The organism is Olsenella uli (assembly GCF_016899935.1).
GTDB lineage: Bacteria > Actinomycetota > Coriobacteriia > Coriobacteriales > Atopobiaceae > Thermophilibacter > Thermophilibacter uli_B.
This window is the reverse complement of sequence record NZ_JACJJK010000057.1, coordinates 1-263: the sequence shown is the minus strand read 5'-3', so window position 1 is coordinate 263 and position 263 is coordinate 1. Positions and strand designations below refer to the sequence as shown.

General features: G+C 55.9%; 1 pseudogene. It reads left to right on the top strand.

Annotated features, from left to right (window positions below):
* Nucleotides 1–29: 29 nt before the first annotated feature.
* Nucleotides 30–263, top strand: a pseudogene (locus H6A07_RS09840) (D-alanine--D-alanine ligase family protein); the annotation flags it as partial.

The following is a 263-nucleotide window of genomic DNA, read 5'->3' as shown; positions in this document are numbered from 1 at the left end:
CAATGAATTTTTATAAGGATTTTCGGCAAATGTCAAAGAAAGTTTTGGTGCTTGCGGGCGGTTTTTCCGCCGAAAGGGAGGTCAGCCTGATAAGCGGCCGCGGCGCGGCGGAAGCCCTGCGCAAATGCGGCTATGAGGTTGTTGAGCACGATCTGACGGATGTTTCCGCTTTTCTCGACCTGCTGGCGACAAACAGGCCGGACGTCGTTTTTAACGCCCTGCACGGCAACTGGGGCGAAGACGGGGAAATCCAGGGGCTGCTC